Raw genomic sequence first — 17,617 nt, forward strand, 5'->3', positions numbered from 1 at the left:
ATGGTCCGGAACGGTACGGGAGTGAAGCCATGCAGCTTGCCAACTACTTGTTCTTCGCCAACGGCTGCGAGCAAGCGCTTGCTTTCTACACCGAATGCGGGCTTGGCCAAGTCACGCAATTGAAGCGGCACGATGCAGACGGAATGTCCGCTGCCCCCGAAGCCATGCGCGGGAAGGTGATGCATGCCCGCTTCGAAGGACCCGACGTTCTGTTCTTCGCTTCGGACAATCATGACGCCGAGCCGATGCGAGGCTCCGCCCACATGCTGATCATGGAAGACCGCGACAGTACCGCCAGCCTCTTTGCACGGCTGGCCGAGGGCGGCAAGATCACGACACCACTCGCCGTCCAGCCATGGGGAAGCTATTATGGCAAGCTCACGGATCGCTTTGGCGTCCAGTGGATGCTGGATTGCCTAAATTAGAGCACGATGCCGAAAAACGGGAGCGGTTTTCGGACTGCGCGCGAGCGTGAGATGGTAAGGCCCCGATAGCCGCGAAGTGTCTGCATCTGTGTCACAATCAGAAGATCGCGCGGAGGACAATCGGCGGCTCGCACCAACCAAGCGGCTGCGAGCCGCCCTCCCCGTCTTCGGGTTTCAGCGCGTTGTATAACCGCCGTCGATAACCAGCACTTCGCCGGTGACATAACTTGCTGCCGCCGAGCAGAGGAACATTGCGGCACCCGCCACCTCCTCCGGCTGCCCGACGCGTCCCATCGGGGTCATGCTGCGCCAGGTCGGGAACCAGTCGGGATTGTCGATGCCGCCGCGCGACAGATCGGTCTCGATATAGCCGGGGGCGATGGCGTTGACGCGGATGTTTTCAGCGGCAACCTCGCTGGCGAGGCTCTTCGTCATCATGTGGACCGCCGCCTTCGAGGTGTTATAGGCGACCTGGTTCTGGGGAATGTTGGACACGATGCCCGATATCGAGCCGATATTGAGGATGGCGCCGCCGCCTTGGCGCCGCATCGGTGCTAATGCGGCGCGGCAGGCGCGAAAGACGGCGTCGACGTTGACCGTCATGATTTCGCGCCAGATGGCATCGGAGAATTCGCCGCTGTCGCCGTGAATGGCGATGCCGGCATTGTTGACGAGGATGTCGAGCCGCCCCGCCCGCGAAAGAGTCTCAGCGACGAGTTCGTCGGCAGCGCTTTCCTTCATCAGGTCGACGGCGATGAAATCGCAATCGACGCCGGCCCTGGAGAGCTGGTCTTCCGCGGCCAGATTGCGGGTTCTGCCCGTGATGATGACTTTGGCGCCCGCCTCGCCGAGCGCCTCGGCGATGGCAAGCCCGATGCCGCGCGTGCCGCCGGTCACCAGCGCCACCTGTCCGTTCAGGCGAAATCTGTCGAAGATCATGGCCGTTTCCTCTTGAGTGGGTTCGCGAGTGTTGAAGACGGATGCACTTTCGTCAGATGTCGGCGCTCTGCGGCAGGATGACGAGATCGCGGATCGTAATGTTGCGTGGGCGCGTCAGCATGAAGAGCACGGCTTCGGCCACTTCGTTCGCCTCCATCAGGCCGCCGGCTGCGAGTGCCTCGTCCAACTTCTCCTGTGGCCAATCGCTGAGAAGGGCGGTGACGACTGGGCCTGGAGCGACGGCGCCGACGCGCAAGCCATGCTTGGCCACCTGCCGCCGCAGCGTGTGGACGAATGCCTGGACCGCGTGTTTCGAGGCGGTGTAGATCGGCTCCCAGACGACAGGGATCATGCCGGCAACGGAACTCGTCAGGATGATATCCCCGGTCTTGCGCTCGACCATATGCGGCAGGACGGCATGCACCGAACGGAATGCGGCGTTGATGTTCAGATTGAGCATCCGGTCCCAGGCATCAGGATCTCCGCCCAGCACTTCGCCGCCGATATAAGAGCCGGCATTGGCGTGGAAGATATCCAGTTGGCCGGTTTTTTCCAGTATCTCAGGCATCATCCGTTCGACGCTTTTCGGATCGGTGAGATCGATGACCAAGGGAATGGCGTTGGCGTCGAGTTTCGAGCAGATTTCCCGCAACGCTTCCTCGTTACGGTCGACCAGCACCACCCGAACGCCGGCGGCAAGCAAAGCCTTGGCGCATTCCAGGCCGATACCCGACGCCGCTCCGGTGACGGCCGCGACTTTTCCAGACAGATCCTGTCCCATTTTCTTCCTCTGTTTTCTCAGTTGCTTTAGGCTCGGCCGTGCGAAATTCGCGAGCGGCGTGCCAGCGAGTCGACGATGACGGCGACGGCAAGGACAGCGCCGGTGATCATGTATCGAAGTGACGATGACAGATCGAGAAGCGTCAGCCCGCTGGCAATCGACTGAATGACGATGATGCCGAGAAGGGCTGAATAGGCACTGCCTCGCCCGCCAAACAGGCTCGTGCCGCCGATAACTGCTGCGGCGATGGCATTGAGATTGACGTCGCCGGTGCCGGCTTGCTGACTTGCCGTCGCCAGCCGTGCGGCGGAGAGAACGCCGCCGGTTGCCGCAAGCAGAGCGCACATGACGAAAGCGCTCGTATAGATGCGCGAGACGTTGATGCCGGAACGACGGGCGGCCTCCCTGTTGCCGCCGACGGCATGCATCGAGCGTCCCCATTTGGTGCGCGTCAGCGCATAATTCATCGCGCTGGTGAGCCCGACGAAAAGGCCGAACATCCACGGAATGCCGCGCGACTGGTTAAGATAGAACGTGACAGCTTCCACGGCGAGTGTGATGATGACGGCGCGTAGAAGCAGCCCGCGGGCCGATTTCGCTGACAGGCCGGCCGCCCGCCGGCGCGCCGAGGTGCGATAGCTAGCGAAGAAGAAGGCAATGCCGGCAAGTGCCACCAGCAGATAGGCGATCGGGTCCGGCATGACCATGATCTGACCGAAACTCACGAGCCAGGAACCATAGGGAAGATTGATCGAACCGGTCGCTCCGAGGATATAGAGCTGCAGGCCGAGAACCGCGAGCAGCCCGGACAGCGTCGACACGAAGCTCGGCATGCCGAAGCGGTTGAAGAGAAATGCGTAGAGCGAGCCGATCAGGACGCCGACGATCATGGCGGCGAGGACCGCGAGAACCACCGGCCAGCCCTGGTTGACCCAGAAGACGCCGACCAGTGCCGAGGCGAAGCCGCTGACGGAGCCGACGGAAAGGTCGATCTCACCCACCATCAGAATGCAGACGATGCCGAGTGAGATGACACCGACCGTCGAGCAGTCGAACAGCATGTTGACGAGGTTGCTGCTCGAGAGAAACACCGGATTGAGCGCCTGGAACACCGTCCAGATGATCGCCAGGCCGACAATGACCGGCAGCGAACCGAGATCGCCTGAGCGGATGCGATCCCCAAAGGCGCGGATCGAGCCGGTAAGGCTATCGTCGTGGCGTACTCTTTCGTCACTTCGGTCGAGCAGCGCAGGTGCCGCCGGCTCATTCTGGATGGTCTTCATCATGGCCTGCCCTCCTCGTTCTGTTGGCTTTGCGCCTGGCGGCGCGACGCGCGGCGGGAGACGGAATTGTTGGATGCACCGGTGATGGCGCTGACGAGCTGCTCATTGGATGCGTCGGGTAGCATGGTGCCATTGTTGCGGCCGAGCCGAAGGACGACAATTCGGTCGGCGACGGCACGAACATCCTCCATATTGTGGCTGATCATGATGACGGCGAGGCCGCGCTCACGCACGCGCTCGATGAGGTCGAGCACTTCGGCGGTCTGGGCAACGCCCAGCGCAGCTGTGGGTTCGTCGAGCATGATCAGTTTCGGCTCGAGCAGCAGCGATCGGGCGATCGCGACCGTCTGGCGCTGTCCGCCGGAGAGTGAGGCAACAGGTTCGCGCACGCTCGGAATGCGGGCCGAGAGCTCGTTCAAGAGCTTCCAGGCGGCAATCTCCATCGCAACCTCATCCAGCTGAAATGGGTTGAGTTCCTTGCCGAGGAAGATATTGGCGACGACGTCCAGATTTTCGCAAAGCGCCAGATCCTGGAAGACGGTTGCGATGCCGAGGTCGAGCGCAGCACTTGGGCTCGACAGGTTGGCCGGCTTGCTTTCGAAGAAGATCGTGCCCGAACTTGGCTGATGCACGCCGGCCAGGATCTTGACCAGCGTCGATTTGCCAGCGCCGTTGTCGCCCACCAGCGCCACCACCTCGCCGGCATACACGTCGAGGTCGATATCGGTGAGCGCCGACACTGCCCCGAAGTTCTTCGATATTCCACGCAGACTGAGGACAGGCTGACGGGAAGGGTCAGGAGTATGAGAGGTTTCAGACATCGCCTGGCCTTTCGAAAAAGGAAAAATCGGAAGCGCGACCGGTGGTCCGGCCGCGCATTCCCTTGGCTCTATTATTTGGTGATGCCGAGCTTCTTGCAGCCGTCGGCATAGCGGCCGGTGCACAGTTCCTCGGCGGTGTTGATCTTCTTGTCGATGATCTCGGCCTTGAGGTTTTCAGCAGTAACGACGGCAGGGACGAAGAGCTGCGCCGGCGTGTCGTAGAGCGTCATTTCGGCCTTGATCGTTTCTCCGGCCAGAAGCTTCACGGCGACGTCGGCAGCGGCAGCGGCGACGATTTCGCTCGGCTTTGAAATCGTATTGTACTGATCCCCTGCGATGATCAGCTGTAGAGCCGCGATCGTCGCATCATTGCCGGTGACCGGCGGCACCGGATCGACACCTGCTGCCTTGAAGGCTGCGATGGCGCCACCCCCAGTGCCGTCATTGGCAGCGACCACGCCGACGATCTGTTTGCCGAAACGGGTGATCTGGCCGCCCGCCCATTGCTGGGCGTTCGCGGGCTGCCAGTTCGGCGTGTCGAATTCGGCAAGCGTCTTGTAACCGCCGCTCGCCAGACCCTCGTGAATGCCGTCCTTGATCAGCCCGGCAGCCGCATCGGTCGGCGAACCATTGATCTGCAGGATGCCGCCGCCATCGGTCGGCACGTTCTGCGCCTTCAGATGCTGGACGAGCGATTCCGCAATTGCCTTGCCGATCGCCTTGTTGTCGAAGGAGACGTAAAAATCGGCCTTGCCTTTCGGGATCGGGCGGTCATAGGCAATGACCTTGACACCCTGGCTCTGTGCAAGCTGGACGAGCGATGCGGCGGCCGCCGAATCCACCGGGTCCAGCACGATGACCTTGGCGCCTTGCGTGATGGCCGAATTGAACTGTTGCTGTTGTTTTGCGATATCGGCATCGGCGTTCTGATAGAGAACCTTGCACGACGCACAAAGCTTCTTCATTTCCGCGACGAAGCCCGGGTGGTCGTGCTCCTCGTAGCGGGTCGATCCCTGGTCGGGCATGAGGAATGCCACTGTCGCATCCGCAACGGCGGTTTGCGCAAAGGCGGAAGTACCACCAAGCAAGGACAGGACAAATACCGCGGCGCCTGCCGCCTTTGTTGAGAATTTCATCATTTCCATCTCCTCCCGTTGAAAAAATTGTGTTGTGATCGCACTGTTCTGCTGTGGCCGTTCGGCTGAAGGAACGGTCGCGCCTGCCCCGGCGGTTTGACGTCTTTGAGGACAAGCATTTCCAATCGCGAGCCGCTCATCGCGTGCCCCCGTTCAAGTCAGTGTCAGTATTGGTTCCTCCTCCTCGTCCTCCCTCGTCCTTTGGACGTGCTCGTTCGGCTCCTCTAGGCCGCCTTTGCCACGTTGATATTGTCGCCCAACAACCGCCTGAAGCGAGAAGGCGTCATGCCCTTTTCCGCGAGAAACTGCCGGTTGAAGTTGGACAGATTGTTGAAGCCGACCTCGAAGCAGATATCGGTGATCGATGCGTGGTCATCGCTCATCAGGATCTGGCAGGCGAGATTGATGCGCAGGCGTTTCACATACTGTACCAGCGACATGCCGGTATGGCGGCGGAATGCGCGCGAAAAGGCGCCGGTCGACTGGTCAGCAATCGTCGCCAGATCGGCTTCGTCGAAGGATTTCGTCAGGTTCTCTCTGATATAGGCGAGCGCCTTGTTGATGCCGGCAGACATGTAGCCAGATGGATCGGGCAGATAGCTCGGGCTGGCGAGAAGCTGGGAATCCTGCGCCCGGCTGAGCAGGCCGACGATCATCATGAACAGCTCGATACGACGCACACCGTGTGCCTGCTGCACCTCGTTCATCAGGGGAGCCACCTGCCGGCTGGTATCGGCGCCGAAGAGCACGCCGCGCCGCGAGGCTTCAAGAACCGGATCGAAGGGCCCGAGTTCGGCCAGCACCTTCATAGTACCGCTGATGAAATTCTCGCTGAACTGGATGAGCTGGCATCGAAGCGGAATGCTCGATCCTTTCGGGACATCGCTGATCCAGTTATGGGGAAGATTAGGTCCGGCAAGCACAAGGTTGCCCGGTTCAAATTCGCCGATGAAGTCGCCGACGAAATAGCGTCCCGTCGTCGCCACGACGAGATGAAGTTCGTATTCCGGATGAAAATGCCAGCGAACCGTATGGTAGGGATAGCCATGCGCCTTCGTCGCGAAAGATTCGCCGGGCCGGATCTGAACCACTTCCAAGTCGGGTTCCATTGTTTCCTCCTCCAAGGACTGTTCCAGGCCGTCCGCCAAGTTCCCTTTTTGGCTTTATTGTTAAGGAGAGTGTAATGGTCTCGTGTCGTGCCCGCCACCACGATTCCCGGGTAAAACCGATACTTTTTTGACAATTGACACTGCGCAGCCGGTGTAAAGACGACAGCAACCCGCATGCACATCGTCCAACGGCGTACCTCAGGCGGCCAAGGCGGCAATCACGTTTCTGACCAGCGCAGAAGAGGACAGCCGGCTCGTGGCGCAGCTCGGAGCGCCGATCGCGCCGACACGCACGGAAACGCCACCACGCGCATTGGCGATCGCAAACATCGACTCGTCGGTCAGATCATCGCCAATGGTAATCGGCGAGCGGTTCTTGAACGGGTCGGACTGGAAGAACCGCTCCAGCGCATCGCCCTTGCTCGACCGTGCCGGGCGCAGCTCGAATACCATCTTGCCGAGCTGCAATGCCCAGTTCGGCCCGGCGAGCTCCGCATAGTGGTGCATGCGGTCTTCGAGCACCTTTTCATATTCCGGCGCCAGCCGGTAGTGGGCGGCAACGGCCGCGCCCTTGTCCTCGATCAGGACGCCAGGGTAGTGCTCGGCTTCAGCGGTCAGCGCATGTTTCAACGCCTGAAACTCGGGTGTCGCCTCGAGCGTCTGCATTCCGGCGGCGTTCCTGATTTCGGCGCCGTGCAGGCCTGCTGTCGGAAATGCAAAGGGTTTGAACAGCGCGTCTGCATAAGCAAGAGACCGTCCGGTGACCAGCGCCAAGGCGCCGCCGAGCTTGTTCGACAGGCGATGAAGTTGTCCAGGAAGCGCCTCTGGAACCTCTATCGCATCCGGTGTGGGTGCAAGATTGAGCAGCGTTCCGTCGATATCGAGAAACATTGCCCAGCGGTCCGGTTCCTCCAAGACCAGTGAAAGCATTTCCTGTGTAGCGGCATCGTCCTGCACGGCATTCTCCAAACTCTGCAATCATTGAAGCTAGGTCGCCAACCGGCAAGGGCAAGGTGATTTTTCAGAGTCCGGAACATCCAGAGGATAGTTCGCGTTGTATCTCGCCGCCCGTTCGAGCACTCGCGCCGTAGAAGGTACATTGATGGCCAAAAGCAGTTCCGATCCCCGTGATGAGATCAATGCCCCGTTGGCACATGGCGCTTTAAACCTGCCATTGGTAGCGATCGACGATTACAATAACGAACTGCGTGACAAGGATGGCTTCGTTGGCGACAACGCCAACAAAAAGACGTTCCAACAAAAGCTCGACGATTGGAGAAAACGCATCCGCAAGGTTGGAGACGACCCGATCGGCAAGACCGCGACGGAGAAACTCTCCAAGAAAAAAATCGACGCTATTTTGAAGGGCGATGATTTGGCGGCGGCGGCGTTGGTCATGGGGGCAGTGGAGGATTTTGCGCAAGACTTTGCCGATGTGATAGCAAAGTTTCTGAAAGACAAAGGCTGGGGAAAGACAGAACGCATCGTCGTTGGCGGCGGCTTTCGTCGGAGCCACTTTGGCGAACTGACAATCGCCAGGACCATGGTCATTCTTAAAGCGGCCGGCGTCGACGTCGAAGTCGTGCCGATCGTACATCACCCCGATGAGGCCGGACTGATCGGTGCGATCCACCTGATGCCGCGCTGGATGTTCAAGGGCCACGAGGCGATCCTCGCCGTTGATATCGGCGGCACGAACGTTCGCGCCGGCGTCGTTAAATTCGGAAAGGACGACGTGCCGAATTTCGCGGATGCAAGCGTCTGGGAATCCACCATCTGGCGTCATGCCGACGATGAGCCAAGCCGCACCGCCACGATCGAAAGGTTGGCGGCGATGTTGCGGGATCTGATCGGCAAGGCCGAGAAGGCCAATCTCAAGCCAGCGCCGATCATCGGGATAGCATGCCCCGGCATCATCAAAGCCGATGGTTCAATCGAACGTGGCGGACAAAACCTGCCGGGCGGAAACTGGGAGAGCGACAGTTTCAACCTTCCCGCCGCACTGATGAAGGCCATTCCTGAGATCGGCGACGACAGCACATTCGTGATGATGCACAACGATGCAGTCGTGCAGGGATTGTCGCAGATCCCTTTTATGAGCGACGTGTCGAGATGGGCCGTGCTGACCATAGGCACGGGGTTGGGCAATGCGCACTTTACCAATCGCGAGGGCACGAAAGTGCGATAGTGGAATGCCTGCCTCGCGCCACTCTACGTAAGGAACGCTGGAGCGGCCGCGATGCTTGCGATCCGCGATTAGGCTTTGCCGCCGGCGTGCCGCGTTATGGTAAATAGCAGGTAAACAAGAAGGAATTCCGTGGACGGAAGCGAACGCGCCAATAAGTTCCGCTAGAAGACGGCGGCTTTGCCAACCTGGAGGTGAGATCTGTCGCCCGGGCTACCAATAACGTCAGCAATATCTCGGTACGATCGCTGCGAGCACTGTCGATGATACTCGCCGAAACCTGATTCGCCTAGCATGCGCTGTATTCATCGTGGCGGTTGATGACAGCCTGGGATGTCTGCAACCCTGTTCGCGCTCAACCCGGCACGTGACTAGACTGGTGCCATCGACCTGGCCTGGCGATTATCGGATGTCTGTACCAACGAACCGGAACCCCTTGACGCCAGCCGCTCCCAGTATCTCACCGACTTCGATCGGCACGAAAATTCGGGCTGCGGGTCCCCTCCCCCGTTGGTCCGCAGCAGCACCCTTGCCCGTGGTAAAACCCATATCGCAGTCTCCGAATTCTGGTGCCGCATGATCTGCGATAGCCTAGTTCGCCGGTGCCGATAAGATGGGGCCTTTCGCATGTCAGGCCGCTCCTGCGCGCCCCTCTTCTATCCTTGCGCGGGGAAGAGACCCGAGCGGCGAGCGTCGCCGCCAAAGGCCGCGTTTCGGATCGGCGCTTGAAGATGGGGCTCTCCCCTCCCCTTCGCGCGTGCTTGGAAAAGATGGTGATAACGCCGGCGGGCGGTTCTCGGCGGCTTCAAATTGCGCTTATCTCCAAGGCTTCACGCAATCGATGCGCAGACGAAAGATGGATCATGAATTTCAAGGGAATAAGCGCTCCGCTCAATGCTGGCCGTCTCGAACAAATGCTCGGCCTTGCGCAGCCACGGCGCGATGCCGCAACCCAGGACACAAATGACAAGTCCGCCGGCAACGAACCTGTCCGCGGGATGGAAACCGAAGGCCTGTGCCGTTCATCTGCCTATAAATGAGAAACGGATTGTCTGGTCCGACGTGCTCAAGCAGTGGATGTTGTTTTCCGGTGAGTCGGCACCTGCGTTAGCGTCTGGCATCGACGGGTGCGGGCACCGCCGCCATTGTCAGCTGACAATTGAGCTAAGATTCCGGAATTCCACATGATTTTTTCGTTCAATCCTGTCTGTTATCCATTGGCTAACCAAGAAATCGCTTGACGGAATCGGCAGACTCACGATCATTTGCGCAAAATGACCCGATTTATCAGGATTTGCGTGAATGCCGACTAAGGCCGCGATTGTTGAGAAAGCCAAGAGAGCGAGTCGAGTCTCGATCGACGAGACCATCGCGCAGGACTCGACGATGCTCAGCAGCCAATTGCAGGTGCTGTTCGAGCGGTTGTTTTCGCCCGACGCCCGCAAATCGCTACGGCGGTTCAGCAGCACCGAGACTGCCAAGCTGCTCGGCGTTACCGACAGCTATGTTCGCCACCTTGCCGCCCAGGTGGAAAGCATCAATCCGGAAAAGACGGCGGCCGGTCGACGGGTCTTCTCGCTTGAGGAAATCCATGCGATGCGCCACCATCTCGGGCGCACCAAACCGTCCTATCTGCCGATGCGCCGGCCGGGTGACCATCTCCAGGTGATCGCCGTCACCAATTTCAAAGGTGGCTCCGGCAAGACGACGACATCAATCCACCTGGCGCAGTTCCTGGCTCTTCGCGGCTACCGCGTGCTCGCCGTCGACCTCGATCCGCAGGCGTCGATGTCGGCGATGCTCGGATATCAACCCGAATTCGACGTCGGCGAAAACGAGACGCTTTACGGTGCCATCAAATATGACGAAACGCGCCGCGACGTAGCCGACATCGTCCGCCAGACCTATTTTCCGGGGCTCGATCTCATTCCCGGCAATCTCGAACTGCACGAGTTCGAACACGATACGCCAAAGGCGCTCGCCGACACCAACCGCGACGACAAGGACATGTTCTTCATGCGGGTCGGCAATGCGCTGCATTCGCTGGAGCAGAGCTACGATGTCGTCATCATCGATTGCCCCCCCACCCTCGGCTTTCTGACGCTCTCTGCTCTTTGTGCCGCCACCTCCGTCCTTATCACCGTCCATCCGCAGATGCTCGACGTTGCGTCGATGAACCAGTTCCTGACGATGACCTCCGACCTTCTGGCCGTGGTCAAGCAGGCAGGCGGCAATCTTGATTACGACTGGATGCGCTATCTGGTCACCCGCTATGAGTCCAATGATGGACCGCAGGCGCAGATCGTTGCCTTCCTGCGCAGCCTGTTTGGCGAGCGTGTGCTGACCTCGATGATGGTCAAGTCGACAGCGGTCTCGGATGCTGGCCTGTCGAAACAGACGATCTACGAGGCCGGACGCGAAACGATGCATCGCCAGACCTATGACCGCGGGGTGGAATCCGTCGACAGCGTCAATGCCGAGGTCGAGCAACTCATTCGCAGCGCATGGAGCAGGACATGAGCCCAAAAGGACGCGACATCCTGAAAAGCATGGTCGGCGCTGTCGAACCGACACGGCCGGACGTGCCAAGCGTGCAACAGCCGCATCGGCCTTCGGGAGCGGTCAAGGCGATGAACCTGTCGCTTGGACGGCTGGGAGAGGAAGCAGCCGCCGCCAAGGCACTGCGGGAATCGCTGGCTTCCGGCGACAAGGTGTTGGAGATCGATCCGGCTGCGGTCGAAATGTCGTTCATCCGCGACCGCATCCCGGTCGACAAGGATGCCGAGTTCGAGCGATTGAAGCAGTCCATCCAGGAAAGCGGACAGCAGGTTCCAATTCTGGTGCGTCCGGACCCGGCAAGGGCCGGGCACTACCAGGCCGCCTATGGCCACAGGCGCCTGCGGGCGGCCGCAGAGATCGGGGTTCCTGTTAAGGCCGTTGTACGTAAGCTCACAGATGAAGAGCTTATCCTTGCACAGGGTCAGGAGAACGGCCCCCGTGTCGACTTGAGTTTTATAGAGCGGGCACTGTTTGCACGCCGCATGGACGAGCATGGCTTCAGCCGTGACATGATTTCCAAGGCGCTGGCGACAGACAAGCCGGAAACGTCAAGGCTCCTGCAGGTGGCTCAGACGATCGATCCCGAGATCATTCTCGCCATCGGGCCGGCCCCCAAGGTCGGACGCCCGCGCTGGTTGGCGTTTGCCGAGAAATTCAGGGAGACGGGCGGGCAGAAAAAGGCGCAGGCTGCCATCAGAGCTGCTGATTTCGTGACGTTGGAGACCAACAGCCGCTTCGATGTCATCTGGAAGGCGGTAGAGGAGAAGAGTGCACCTCAGCGGGCCGAGCAAACGCTCCGGACCCAAGGCGGCGCGCCGCTTGCTTTGGTGGCCCGGTCCGGCAAAACCTTTCGCATCACCGTCAAATCGGCGGCGTTTTCGGAATTCCTGGCTCAGCGGTTGATAGGCCTCGCCGCCGAGTTCGAAGAGGAAAACGAGGGAAAATGAGGCAGTTAGACCGGTTGTCAGCTGACAATCCGGATAGGAGATAACGCGCAAAAGAAAAAAGCCCCCGAACGTCACCGTCACGGAAGCTTTCCTCGTAGTCTTGAACACCTCCGAGAATCGCACTTCCGAGAATCGCTGTCAAGAGTTTTTGGCGCCGTTTTGGTGAGCGGATTTCTTTTGCCTCGTTGAGGTGGAAGATATGGAAACCGGAAGTGTGACGACGCCCTTTGGGCGGCGGTCGATGACGCTCGGCATGCTCGCAAGCCAGGTCATGGCCGGAGAAATCAAACCGGATCAGTCGGTCGATAAGTGGAAATTGTTTCGCGCGCTGTGCGAAGCAAAGCCGCTGCTCGGCATCGGCGATCGGGCGCTTGCCGTGCTCAACGCTCTTTTGAGCTTCTATCCGAAGAATGAGCTGGCCCAGGGAAACGGCTTGATCGTCTTCCCGTCGAATATCCAGCTTTCGCTCAGAACGCATGGCATGGCCGAACAGACTGTGCGGCGTCATCTCGCCGCGCTCGTCGAGGCGGGTCTTCTGGTACGCAAGGATAGCCCCAACGGCAAGCGTTACGTCCGCAGGGACAGGGCAGGGGAGGTCGATGAGGCGTTCGGCTTCTCGCTGGCGCCGCTGCTTGCCCGTGCCGAGGAGATCGAACAGCTCGCGGCCGAGGTTATGGCTGAGCGGCTGCATGTCCAGCGTCTGCGTGAACGCATCACCCTTTGCCGCCGTGACATTGCAAAACTGATCGAAGCGGCCGTTGAAGAAGAGATCCCTGGGGATTGGCAAGGCCTATACCGCGAATTCCGGGACCTGATCGAAAGCCTGCCGCGATCGCCGACGACAGCGCAGCTTGAACTGTTGCTCGACGAATTGACGGGTCTGCGCACAGATATTCTTAACCGGCTGGAAAGTCGGGTTAAATCAGCAAAACAGCGCGGCAATGCCGATTATATCGAGCGTCACATACAGAATTCAAATCCCGAATCTAAACCTGAATTTGAACCAGGCTTCGAAACGAAGCAGGGCGCGATAGCTGAGCCAGACAACGACCGAGGGGCCGTGACGGCAGAGAAGGGAAGGGGTAAGGCAACCCATCCCTTCCATCAGATGGAGGAAGAGCAAAGTCGACGGCCGGGGGGCCGCAACGATGGTGGCGGACTGAAATCCTTCCCGCTCGGCCTGGTTCTGCAGGCCTGCCCGGAAATCCTTGCCTATGGGCCGGATGGCGCAATCCGCAACTGGCGCGATCTGATGGCCGCAGCCGTCATCGTTCGATCGATGCTGGGCGTCAGTCCATCGGCCTACGAAGAGGCCGCCAATGTGATGGGTCCGGAAAACGCCGCGACCGTAATGGCATGCATCCTGGAGCGAGGCGGCCACATTAATTCGGCCGGTGGCTATCTTCGTGGCCTGACGCGGCGAAGCGAAAAGGGCGAATTCGCGATCGGCCCAATGCTGATGGCGCTTCTGCGGGCAAATGCGCCGGCCGGGCGGAAAGTTGGATAGGCCTTCGGCTCCGTGCGGGCGGCGCCGATAGATAGCTAAGCTCGGGCAAAACTCTGCAGGCTGCTACGAGATTATCCATCACGACGATGTCGCCGGGTTTGAGCACTGGTACGAGTTGCTGCTCGACATAGGCGCGAAAGCACTCACCCTTGATCGAGTCCATCGAAGACACAGGGTGCGGTGAGCCGATCGCAGCGCAACGCGCCGAGGAAAGTCAGGGTGCGCCAATGTCCGTGCGGGGCGAAGCTGCGCAGGCGTTTGCCCTTCGGCCCCCACCCTCGAAGCGCCGCCATGTTGGTCTTGATCCAGGTTTCATCGATAAAGACCAGCCGTCTTGGATCGAGGCCAGACTGCCAGGATCGCCAGCGCTGTCGCCGTTGCGCGACGTCAGCGCGCGCCCGGTCAAGGGCGAACAGTGTTTTTTTGAACCGCAATCCCTCACGCCGCAGGAACTGCCACACCGTATCGTGGGATACCTTCACCCGTGACATCGATCGGGGCAGCGGAAAATCTTCTCGTGCCAAGAAGAGGCCGAAGAGGGTGCCATCCACCAAGCCGGCTGCGCCGGACGCAACAACGGGCGAAAAGCCATCGCGGCAGCGGCAGGGGAGGGGCTCATTCGCAGGCGGTAGGGCCTCAACTCCTGACTGCAGTCTCTCTTCCGCCATGATCACGCCGCCCGGACATCGGTTTGAGCGAAATCGTTGCCCTTGAACAGCAGCGGCTCGCCGGACGCTTTCGCCAGAGCATAGGCAAAGCAGTCGCCAAAGTTGAGACCGGCCTTGTGACGACCTTTTCCGAAATCGAGAAACGCCTGCCTTGCCAATTCGCCATGCTCGAGCGTGACAGGCTCGATGATGATGCCGGCGCGCCGGAAGAAGGCCTCGGCCTGGCGCATGCCGTCGGGGCCGAGCTGACCCTCGACCACCATCGACAACTCGACGTAATTGGCGACGCTGATCCGCGTGAGCTCCGCGTCATGGATGATCTTAACGAAACTCGCCGCCTCGGGCTCACGGTAGAGGATTGCGACCAGGGCCGAGGTATCGATGATCATTTCGGCAGGCCGTTCTCGTCGTAAAGGAACTCGGCATGGTCGACATAGGGGCGTTTGACGTGCGCTGCGGCGCGATCGGCGATCGCCAGGAGCTCCTCGACGCTGGCACGCCCCTTTCGCCGTTCGATCTTCGCGAACCGCTCGCGCAGCGCCTCGGTGACAACGCGGGTCATGCTTTCTCCCGTGGCGTGGGAGATCGCCTGCGCCAAGCGATGGGCTTCCGGATCCTTGATGCTGAGGCTCATTCCGATAATTTCCGTCTAGAAAAATAGCGTTCTTTCTAGATTTCTATGCGCAATCTTCTTCATTTTCAAGCCTGTCGAATAATGTCCGATAAATTACCGGACATTTAGATGGAGCCACCTAGAGCATTCGAGCAGCGCGACCGCTTCGCCGCGTAGCGTTGTTATAGTAGCTGGATGCCTGCTGCACAGAGCGGTGGCGCGATTGCTCCATGGCTTCGGGAAGCGGGATGCCGCGGTTCGCAGCCTCCGTCAGATAGCCCGACCGAAGTCCATGCGCCGAAAACTCCCCAGGCTCCAGCCCAGCCTCTGCCACCCGCCGCTTGACGATATCGTTGACCGCTTTTGGGTCGAGCGCCCGTCGGGATACATTGCCCCAGCGATCGATCGCTCGAAACACGCTGCCGCCGTCGACTTTTGCAGCCGTCAACCAGGCATTCAGCGCGTCCACCGGCCGGCCGGTCAGATAGACGACCTCGTCCTGGCTGGCACCGGAATTCTTGGTGCGGCCAAGATGGATGGCGAGCGAGGGGAGGGGGATGTCGTCCTCACCGGTGACCGGCGCCTCGACCGTCAGTTGCTCCCGGCGCAGACCCGCGACTTCGCTGCGACGACGACCGCCGGAGGCGAAGGCGACCATTAGGATCGCCCGATCGCGAACGTCGCGCAAACTGTCACTCCTGCAGGTCGCGAGCAGCCTGGCCAGCACCTCGCCGGTGACCGCCTTGGCGCTTTTGCGGCGGCGTGGCCGCGGCACGGCGCGCACCGCCAGCCGGATCGCCGACTTCAGGGCAGGGGAGGTGAAGGCGCCGTCGAGGCCGCGCCATTTGGTCAGCGTCGACCAGTTGGCGAGGCGCCGCCGCACCGTGTCGGGTGCGTGTGGCCCCAGAGACCTCAGGAAGCCGCGAAAGCGCAAGACGTCTTCGACATCGGCCGGCATGCCATGCTCGGGGTCGTTTTCGCGCCGTTGCGGATCCCACAGATGGTGGGCGACAAATTTAAGCAGCAGCGCCTCCGCCGCTGGCCAGGGCAGGGCGCTACCCGTCGCCGCAAGCGACCAGGCTTCGAGATAGGCGAGGTCGGAGGTCAGTGCCCGCAGCGTGTTGTCGCCCATACCGGCATTGACGAGATGCCGCAGCGTCTCGACATCCTGGTCGGTCAAGAGCTCGGCGAGCTTGTCACGGCGGTCGATCGGCAGCACGGCTGCGATGGTGTCCAGGGCCTCGGCGCGGCTGGTGACGGATGCAGAATGCGTGACACTCATCGCGGCGCGCCGTCTGCGTCGTAGAAGTCATCGTGCGCGGACGTCAGATCCACGTCTTTCGGCCTGCCTGTCGCAGCAATAGCCCAGACATCATCGAGCGAAGAAGGTCTTCCGGCCTCGGCGATCCTGCTGGCTGAAGCGGCCGCTACCCCGTCGCCAAGGCTCTTCGTGGGCTGGTCAGATCCGAGAACAGGGCTCGAAGAAAACGCGGTGAGCCTTGCAACAGGTCGTCCGTCCCGGCACACATAGACCTCGTCCTGACGGGCCAATTCGATGAGCTCCTCCAAGCGTTCCGCGGCTTCCTGGACATCAGCGAATATCATCATCACCAACCTCCTTACCATACGCGTTCGTGCAGCACCGCATCGAAGGCGGTGTCGAGCGACACGAAGGCACAATGTTCCAACCGCGTCTGGGCGGCGAGAATGCGGTCCCAGGGATCGCGGTGATCCCAGTCGAAGCTTGCCGCCAGTTCGGCGTGCAGGTCGGTGATGGCAAGTGTCTGTAGGCCACTGTCAGAGACGGCAGCGCGCAGTTCCTGCGGTTTAAGATCGAGCTTTTTCAAACGCATCTTGTTGTCGAGCTCGTAGAAGGACACGGCGCTGACGAGGACGCTGTTGGCCTTGTCCTCGATCAGCGACCGGGCCATCCCGGACAGCCGCTCGCTGCCGATTGTCCACCAGTAGACAGCGTGGCTGTCGAGCAGAATCTTCATGGCTGGGACTGGCGGTCGGATGGACCACCCTGCCAGACGCCGACATCATCGGTCCAGTCGCCGGCGTCGATTGCCGCCTGCTCGGCATCTACCTCGTCGAACAGGTCGTCGGGCAGGCCGCGCTGGCGCAGCAAGCCGAAGGGGCGCTTGCCGCCATCGGCTGGGCCGATGCGGGCATAGATCTCACTGCCCCGCATGATAATGATTTCTTCGCCCTGGTTGGCGCGCTCGAGCACCTCGGCGAAATTTTTCCGCGCTTCGCTGATCTTGTAGCTGGTCTGGGACATCGTGCGCTCCGATTTTGCCTCTCAAGCTGCACGATAGCACCGTAAACCCGTGCGTACAATCCATCTGTACGTATCACTTCCGATAAGAGCTACTTATCGATGGTTATAACTTTTCAGAAAATCCCGAGCGATGACGGAAGCTAGCATCGATATCGCTTCTGGTTAATGACGTGTTTACCATGATTTCAATGTCTTACGATCTCGCCAAATTGCCAATCTCCAGCTTGCTGGGGGTAAGTGGGGCAGATTCGATGGCGCTGCCGGTTTGGCAGGCAGAAGCGTCGAGCGCTGATGACCGTTGGTGGCTCCAGCGTTTAAGCCCGGGCAAGGATGGTGGCCGGGAGAGACGGGATGGGGTGA

Annotated in this window: 19 protein-coding genes and 2 pseudogenes; 7 read left to right on the forward strand and 14 right to left on the reverse strand. The window is 60.4% G+C overall.

From position 1 onward, the window contains the following. Positions 1 to 29 precede the first annotated feature (29 nt). Positions 30 to 425, forward strand: a complete 396-nt coding sequence (locus tag ACM5SV_RS35155) for a VOC family protein (RefSeq protein WP_128406758.1) — start codon at positions 30 to 32, stop codon at positions 423 to 425. 174 nt (positions 426 to 599) lie between these two features. Here the strand turns inward: ACM5SV_RS35155 and ACM5SV_RS35160 are convergent, their stop codons facing one another. The 7 genes from ACM5SV_RS35160 to otsB form a co-directional block, all read right to left on the reverse strand. After that, on the reverse strand, positions 600 to 1,364 hold the full coding sequence (locus tag ACM5SV_RS35160) for an SDR family NAD(P)-dependent oxidoreductase (protein ID WP_419425514.1): 765 nt from the start codon (positions 1,362 to 1,364) through the stop codon (positions 600 to 602). A gap of 52 nt (positions 1,365 to 1,416) precedes the next feature. Further along, positions 1,417 to 2,145, reverse strand: coding sequence for an SDR family oxidoreductase (locus ACM5SV_RS35165; protein ID WP_003555218.1), 729 nt, complete (start codon positions 2,143 to 2,145; stop codon positions 1,417 to 1,419). 26 nt (positions 2,146 to 2,171) lie between these two features. Next, positions 2,172 to 3,431 (reverse strand): sugar ABC transporter permease, encoded by a 1,260-nt coding sequence (locus ACM5SV_RS35170; RefSeq protein WP_419425515.1) that lies wholly within the window; start codon positions 3,429 to 3,431, stop codon positions 2,172 to 2,174. After that, entirely contained in the window at positions 3,428 to 4,249 is an 822-nt protein-coding gene (locus tag ACM5SV_RS35175; RefSeq protein WP_012760606.1) for an ATP-binding cassette domain-containing protein, read from the reverse strand. The genes ACM5SV_RS35170 and ACM5SV_RS35175 overlap by 4 nt, the downstream gene beginning before the upstream one ends. A gap of 71 nt (positions 4,250 to 4,320) precedes the next feature. Continuing rightward, on the reverse strand, positions 4,321 to 5,394 hold the full coding sequence (locus ACM5SV_RS35180; protein WP_017997565.1) for a sugar ABC transporter substrate-binding protein: 1,074 nt from the start codon (positions 5,392 to 5,394) through the stop codon (positions 4,321 to 4,323). A 215-nt stretch (positions 5,395 to 5,609) separates the two neighbouring features. Beyond that, positions 5,610 to 6,494 (reverse strand): helix-turn-helix domain-containing protein, encoded by an 885-nt coding sequence (locus ACM5SV_RS35185; protein ID WP_012760604.1) that lies wholly within the window; start codon positions 6,492 to 6,494, stop codon positions 5,610 to 5,612. Between the two features lie 198 nt (positions 6,495 to 6,692). Beyond that, positions 6,693 to 7,472 (reverse strand): trehalose-phosphatase, encoded by a 780-nt coding sequence (otsB, locus tag ACM5SV_RS35190; RefSeq protein WP_206615926.1) that lies wholly within the window; start codon positions 7,470 to 7,472, stop codon positions 6,693 to 6,695. A gap of 124 nt (positions 7,473 to 7,596) precedes the next feature. Here otsB and ACM5SV_RS35195 point away from each other — a divergent pair, with 124 nt between their 5' ends. From ACM5SV_RS35195 to repC, 5 genes are all read left to right on the forward strand, one after another. Continuing rightward, entirely contained in the window at positions 7,597 to 8,682 is a 1,086-nt protein-coding gene (locus tag ACM5SV_RS35195) for an ROK family protein (protein WP_012760602.1), read from the forward strand. Positions 8,683 to 9,542: 860 nt separating this feature from the next. Further along, on the forward strand, positions 9,543 to 9,719 hold the full coding sequence (locus tag ACM5SV_RS35200; RefSeq protein ID WP_419425516.1) for a hypothetical protein: 177 nt from the start codon (positions 9,543 to 9,545) through the stop codon (positions 9,717 to 9,719). A gap of 262 nt (positions 9,720 to 9,981) precedes the next feature. Continuing rightward, positions 9,982 to 11,199, forward strand: coding sequence for a plasmid partitioning protein RepA (repA, locus tag ACM5SV_RS35205; protein ID WP_222079418.1), 1,218 nt, complete (start codon positions 9,982 to 9,984; stop codon positions 11,197 to 11,199). Beyond that, positions 11,196 to 12,185 carry a plasmid partitioning protein RepB gene (gene repB / locus ACM5SV_RS35210; protein WP_222027061.1) on the forward strand — a complete coding sequence of 330 codons (990 nt, stop codon included), beginning with the start codon at positions 11,196 to 11,198 and terminating at the stop codon, positions 12,183 to 12,185. Before repA ends, repB begins: the two co-directional genes overlap by 4 nt. Positions 12,186 to 12,384: 199 nt before the next feature. Continuing rightward, positions 12,385 to 13,692: a plasmid replication protein RepC gene (gene repC / locus ACM5SV_RS35215; protein ID WP_222027062.1), complete on the forward strand. Its 1,308-nt coding sequence runs from the start codon at positions 12,385 to 12,387 to the stop codon at positions 13,690 to 13,692. Positions 13,693 to 13,759: 67 nt separating this feature from the next. Here the strand turns inward: repC and ACM5SV_RS35220 are convergent. From ACM5SV_RS35220 to ACM5SV_RS35250, 7 genes and pseudogenes are all read right to left on the reverse strand, one after another. Next, positions 13,760 to 14,174, reverse strand: a pseudogene (locus tag ACM5SV_RS35220) (transposase); the annotation flags it as partial. Between the two features lie 188 nt (positions 14,175 to 14,362). Then, positions 14,363 to 14,749, reverse strand: coding sequence for a type II toxin-antitoxin system VapC family toxin (locus ACM5SV_RS35225; protein WP_003555238.1), 387 nt, complete (start codon positions 14,747 to 14,749; stop codon positions 14,363 to 14,365). After that, positions 14,746 to 14,994 carry a type II toxin-antitoxin system VapB family antitoxin gene (locus ACM5SV_RS35230; protein WP_003555240.1) on the reverse strand — a complete coding sequence of 83 codons (249 nt, stop codon included), beginning with the start codon at positions 14,992 to 14,994 and terminating at the stop codon, positions 14,746 to 14,748. Before ACM5SV_RS35230 ends, ACM5SV_RS35225 begins: the two co-directional genes overlap by 4 nt. A gap of 118 nt (positions 14,995 to 15,112) precedes the next feature. Beyond that, positions 15,113 to 16,255: a site-specific integrase gene (locus ACM5SV_RS35235; RefSeq protein WP_419425517.1), complete on the reverse strand. Its 1,143-nt coding sequence runs from the start codon at positions 16,253 to 16,255 to the stop codon at positions 15,113 to 15,115. Next, positions 16,252 to 16,581, reverse strand: coding sequence for a type II toxin-antitoxin system Phd/YefM family antitoxin (locus ACM5SV_RS35240; RefSeq protein ID WP_012760597.1), 330 nt, complete (start codon positions 16,579 to 16,581; stop codon positions 16,252 to 16,254). The genes ACM5SV_RS35235 and ACM5SV_RS35240 overlap by 4 nt, the downstream gene beginning before the upstream one ends. Before the next feature lie 11 nt (positions 16,582 to 16,592). Next, positions 16,593 to 16,970, reverse strand: a complete 378-nt coding sequence (locus ACM5SV_RS35245) for a type II toxin-antitoxin system VapC family toxin (RefSeq protein WP_018071687.1) — start codon at positions 16,968 to 16,970, stop codon at positions 16,593 to 16,595. Beyond that, positions 16,967 to 17,257 (reverse strand): type II toxin-antitoxin system Phd/YefM family antitoxin, encoded by a 291-nt coding sequence (locus tag ACM5SV_RS35250; protein ID WP_011654078.1) that lies wholly within the window; start codon positions 17,255 to 17,257, stop codon positions 16,967 to 16,969. Before ACM5SV_RS35250 ends, ACM5SV_RS35245 begins: the two co-directional genes overlap by 4 nt. A 170-nt stretch (positions 17,258 to 17,427) precedes the next feature. On the opposite strand from ACM5SV_RS35250, the pseudogene ACM5SV_RS35255 reads away from it, so the two are divergent. Beyond that, positions 17,428 to 17,617 (forward strand): annotated as a pseudogene (locus ACM5SV_RS35255) (hypothetical protein); the annotation flags it as partial.

The sequence above is a fragment of the Rhizobium sp. CRRU65 genome, from assembly GCF_048551595.1.
In the GTDB taxonomy this organism is placed as follows: Bacteria; Pseudomonadota; Alphaproteobacteria; order Rhizobiales; family Rhizobiaceae; genus Rhizobium; species Rhizobium leguminosarum_J.